We start from the raw sequence: 3,885 nt of genomic DNA, 5'->3' as shown, positions 1-3,885 counted from the left end.
TTTGGAACCACCTGATCCCATCCCGAACTCAGCAGTGAAACGAAGCATCGCCGATGGTAGTGTGGGGCTTCCCCATGTGAGAGTAGGTCATCGCCAGGCTTTAAATTTCGAATAGAAGATCAGTTGTCTTTTATTCAGTGGTTTTGCTTGACGGCAAAAGAACATTGGAACCACCTGATCCCATCCCGAACTCAGCAGTGAAACGATGTATCGCCGATGGTAGTGTGGGGTTTCCCCATGTGAGAGTAGGTCACCGTCAAGCTTTAAATTAAAGGCCCTGAACGCTATGCGTTCAGGGTCTTTTTAATTATTTCAAATTATTTTCCCCTGTTGGGTTTATTGGCCATAAGAGTTTGCGTCGGCATCAAGATAAGCCTGTTCTTCCGAGGTGTTTTCTCTGCCAAGTACTTTGTTTCGGTGTGGGAGTCGGCCAAAGCGCATGATCAAATCTTTGTGGTCATTAGTGAACCAGATTGAGTGCCCAGCCTCTTCCTGCCTACTTTCGAGAATCTAGTTCGAACATATCAATGCACAGTTGTTGGTTTTCGAGTTTTTCAGAGTGCACTCTTGTCCTCTATTGGGTAGCCTTCTACTTGCTCTCCAAACCAAAACCATAAAATATCTTCGTAGGAATTCTTCATCATAGCTGTGATATCTGCCTTCGTTTGATTTGGCTGGTTTCTTCTTGTTATTTCAGGGCTCGGGCAATTCTCATTCATTGCTGTTTTCTCTGAAGTAGTCACTATATTATCTGGCACTCGATAGGTGTAGATGTCGCTGTATGGAAAATCTAATCAGGCTGCTTGGGGATGGACGTTTTCACTCTGGAGAAGAGCTTGGCTCTGCATTGGGGGTGAGTCGTGCTGCTGTATGGAAAAAACTGAAGGCTCTCTCTGATTTGGGGCTGGAGTTGGATGCGGTTCGAGGGAAGGGTTACCGTCTTCCAAGTGGTGTGGAGCTATTAGATCGCTCAAGAATAGATAAAGAAATACCTGACAAAATTAAAGATGACGTAGCTATAGATCTTCGCATGCTGACGTCTTCTACAAACGATGATGTTCGTTCCATTGAGGGTGATGCCCGTTGGCGCGTGTGTATGGCAGAGTATCAGAGTGGAGGTCGCGGCCGCAGAGGGAGGGTTTGGCAAAGTCCGTTTGGGGCTTCTCTCTATTTTTCGATGCTGTGGAATGTTGAGAGTGGTTTGGCTGCAATGGAAGGGTTAAGTCTTGCAGTTGGTCTGACTGTGCTGAAAACTCTGGAATCTTCCGGTGTCTCTGGGTTGACGCTAAAGTGGCCAAATGATGTTTTAATGGATGGTCGTAAACTAGCAGGAGTGCTGCTGGAGATTAGTGGTGACCCCACTGGCTCCTGTGAAGTGGTTATAGGTGTTGGTATTAATCTGGTGCTTGGGCCAGAGCAGAAAAAGAAGATAGATCAGCCGGTAACGGATGTGAAAACAGCGGCTGGAATGAGTATCAGTAAAAATAAAATTGCCGGGCGCCTGATTGCCAACCTGTCCAGTATGCTCTCAACGTTTCAGGGTTATGGGTTTGCTCCGTATCGGGAGCAATGGTCTCAATACGATGCTTTTGCTGGGCGGCCTGTGGTTTTATATATAGGGGCTAATACAATTGCAGGTATTTCGGTGGGTGTTAATGACTCTGGTGCAGTTTTAATAAAAAATGATGCTGGAACATCATCTTATGCCGGGGGGGAAATTTCTCTTCGAGAATTATGAATACTCTTGATATCGATGCGGGCAATACAAGGCTCAAGTGGCGCTGGCAGATGAGTGGGCAGGAGCCAAAGTATGGCGCGGTAATTAATCAGCCTGCAGAAGTCATGGTGGAAGCACTCCACAAGTTTGTTGGTGATAGTGTTGTCGATGTATGCCGCTTGTCTTCCGTACGTTCTCGAGAAGTAGTTGATGAGGTTTGTCAGAAGGTTCTCGGTGCCTTTTCTGTTCAGCCTCGGTTGCCGGACCCGGCATCTGGTATAGGGGGGGTAATTGTTAACGAAGTTGATCCTTTACGTTTGGGGCTTGATCGTTGGCTGGCTATGCTGGCTGCAAAAGGGTTGTATCCAAGTCGGGCGGTAATGATTGTTGATGCAGGTACAGCGCTGACGCTGGATATTGTTGGTGCCGACGGCGTTTTTCAGGGAGGTTTTATTTGCCCAGGTTTAAGTACTATGTTGAGGGCTATGACGGAATCGACGGACTTGCTGGTTATGCCGGAGGTGCCAGAGTTCCGTCGTATGCCTGCCTTTCCTAGTATACAGGCAATACAGAATGGTGCCCTAAGCATGGCTGCAGCGTTTGTCGAAAGGGAATTTGAGCGCTTTGATGGTGATATTTGTGTGATTTTATGTGGTGGTGATGCCGCTTTGTTGGCAGAAAACTTGGGGATCCCAGTGGATTATCGCCCGGAATTGGTATTTGATGGGTTGGCAATTGCCTTACCCGCCGAGGACTTATAAGTAGAATGAAGATGCGTTGGTTGTTCGCTGCACTGGTTGTATTGAATGTTGGCTACTTTGCTTACAGGCTGGTGTTTAGTGGGGAGCAGCCTGCATCTGTGGTTTCAGAAAGTTCTTCAGGAGGGGGGGCGTATGAAGATGCAGAATCAATACAGTTGCTTTCGGAGGCTGTAGCTGCAGGAAGTGCAAAAAGAGTTGTTCGAATTGTGGGGGGAGGTGATGGATCCTCACTCAGGGTTCAAACATCGCTTTGTACCCAGATAGGTGCATTCCGGGCTCGTGATACTGCAGGCCAGGTTCAGCAAAGACTAATGGCCGCATCAATTGGTAGCGAGATTCGCCAGGTGAAAGTTCCAACAGCGCCTGATTACTGGGTTTATATTCCAACACTTCCAAATCGAAGTGCAGCTATACGTAAACTAAAAGAACTGCAGGCAAATAAAATTGATAGCTTTATTATTACGGAAGGTGAGTTAACCAATGGCATTTCTCTTGGTTTATTTACGAGAGAGAAATTGGCTGTTCAATTACGTGATCGTCAGCTTGCGAATGGTTACAACGTTGAAATGAAAGAGTTGGCTCGCTATCGTTTTGAATATTGGGTGGAAATTAGAAAGGCTGATCGGGAATTGCTCAGCAACGCGCTATGGAGCTCTATTCAGGAAAGATATGGGTTTGCCGAGAAACACGACAATTTGTGTGACACCGGTGTTGCAACCCCTGAATAGTTTCAATAGAATGCGCCTCTCGCTGATGAGGTGATGTCGCAAGCGACAGATGACTAACGAAGCTTTTTATGAAGGCTGATAAATCATCTAAGCGTTTGAAAAGAGAAGGGAATCTTCACTTGACATCAAAAAGTCTCAAGATAAAATGGCAGCGAAAATTAGGTGGGGTTCCCGAGCGGCCAAAGGGATCAGACTGTAAATCTGACGCGAAAGCTTCGCTGGTTCGAATCCAGCCCCCACCACCATCTTTCCAAGGCTCAGTGCTGTAGTCTTGAAGAGCGGCCCACTTTGAGCTTGCTTGTTTTCTGCTCAATATGAAAGGGTTTGTAAGCGGGTATAGTTCAACGGTAGAACCTCAGCCTTCCAAGCTGATGATGCGGGTTCGATTCCCGCTACCCGCTCCAACTTCTTAGTGCGGCTCTTATAGCTCAGTTGGTAGAGCGCATCCTTGGTAAGGATGAGGTCACCGGTTCAAATCCGGTTAAGAGCTCCATAATTTCGGGGTAGACGTTTTGCGTCTGCCCTGTTTGCGTATGTGCGCGTATTGCGCAGATCTTGAAAGCCTTGAAGCGGAGAGCGTAATGGCTAAGGAAAAGTTTGAACGTACGAAGCCGCACGTAAACGTCGGCACCATCGGTCACGTTGACCATGGTAAAACAACTCTGACTGCAGCGCTGAC

Annotated in this window: 4 protein-coding genes, 3 tRNA genes and 2 rRNA genes; all 9 read left to right on the top strand. The window is 47.2% G+C overall.

Translation table 11 applies throughout. From position 1 onward, the window contains the following. Nucleotides 1–99, top strand: a 5S ribosomal RNA gene (gene rrf / locus QMA35_RS20990); the annotation flags it as partial. 47 nt (nucleotides 100–146) lie between these two features. Further along, nucleotides 147–262: ribosomal RNA gene (gene rrf, locus QMA35_RS20985) — 5S ribosomal RNA — on the top strand. A 519-nt stretch (nucleotides 263–781) separates the two neighbouring features. Then, complete coding sequence (gene birA, locus QMA35_RS20980; RefSeq protein ID WP_281649093.1) at nucleotides 782–1,738, top strand: bifunctional biotin--[acetyl-CoA-carboxylase] ligase/biotin operon repressor BirA; 957 nt, start codon at nucleotides 782–784, stop codon at nucleotides 1,736–1,738. Next, nucleotides 1,735–2,478 carry a type III pantothenate kinase gene (locus QMA35_RS20975; RefSeq protein ID WP_281649092.1) on the top strand — a complete coding sequence of 248 codons (744 nt, stop codon included), beginning with the start codon at nucleotides 1,735–1,737 and terminating at the stop codon, nucleotides 2,476–2,478. Before birA ends, QMA35_RS20975 begins: the two co-directional genes overlap by 4 nt. Before the next feature lie 5 nt (nucleotides 2,479–2,483). Beyond that, nucleotides 2,484–3,206, top strand: a complete 723-nt coding sequence (locus QMA35_RS20970; protein ID WP_281649091.1) for an SPOR domain-containing protein — start codon at nucleotides 2,484–2,486, stop codon at nucleotides 3,204–3,206. Nucleotides 3,207–3,367: 161 nt separating this feature from the next. Beyond that, nucleotides 3,368–3,451 (top strand) — tRNA-Tyr (locus QMA35_RS20965). An 85-nt stretch (nucleotides 3,452–3,536) separates the two neighbouring features. Then, nucleotides 3,537–3,610, top strand: a tRNA-Gly gene (locus QMA35_RS20960). 13 nt (nucleotides 3,611–3,623) lie between these two features. After that, nucleotides 3,624–3,699 (top strand) — tRNA-Thr (locus QMA35_RS20955). 88 nt (nucleotides 3,700–3,787) lie between these two features. Then, the coding region (locus tag QMA35_RS20950; protein ID WP_281648559.1) for a GTP-binding protein at nucleotides 3,788–3,885 on the top strand (98 nt) is incomplete at its 3' end.

The sequence above is a fragment of the Parendozoicomonas sp. Alg238-R29 genome (assembly GCF_947331445.1).
Taxonomy (GTDB): Bacteria; Pseudomonadota; Gammaproteobacteria; order Pseudomonadales; family Endozoicomonadaceae; genus Sansalvadorimonas.
The sequence above is the reverse complement of the archived record's forward strand: the minus strand, read 5'-3'. Positions and strand labels throughout refer to the sequence as shown.

Bases quoted from the DNA above. Each gene is read 5' to 3' on its own strand.
- birA (WP_281649093.1), top strand. From the start codon at position 782: ATGGAAAATCTAATCAGGCTGCTTGGGGATGGACGTTTTCACTCTGGA.
- QMA35_RS20970 (WP_281649091.1), top strand. From the start codon at position 2,484: ATGAAGATGCGTTGGTTGTTCGCTGCACTGGTTGTATTGAATGTTGGC.
- QMA35_RS20975 (WP_281649092.1), top strand. From the start codon at position 1,735: ATGAATACTCTTGATATCGATGCGGGCAATACAAGGCTCAAGTGGCGC.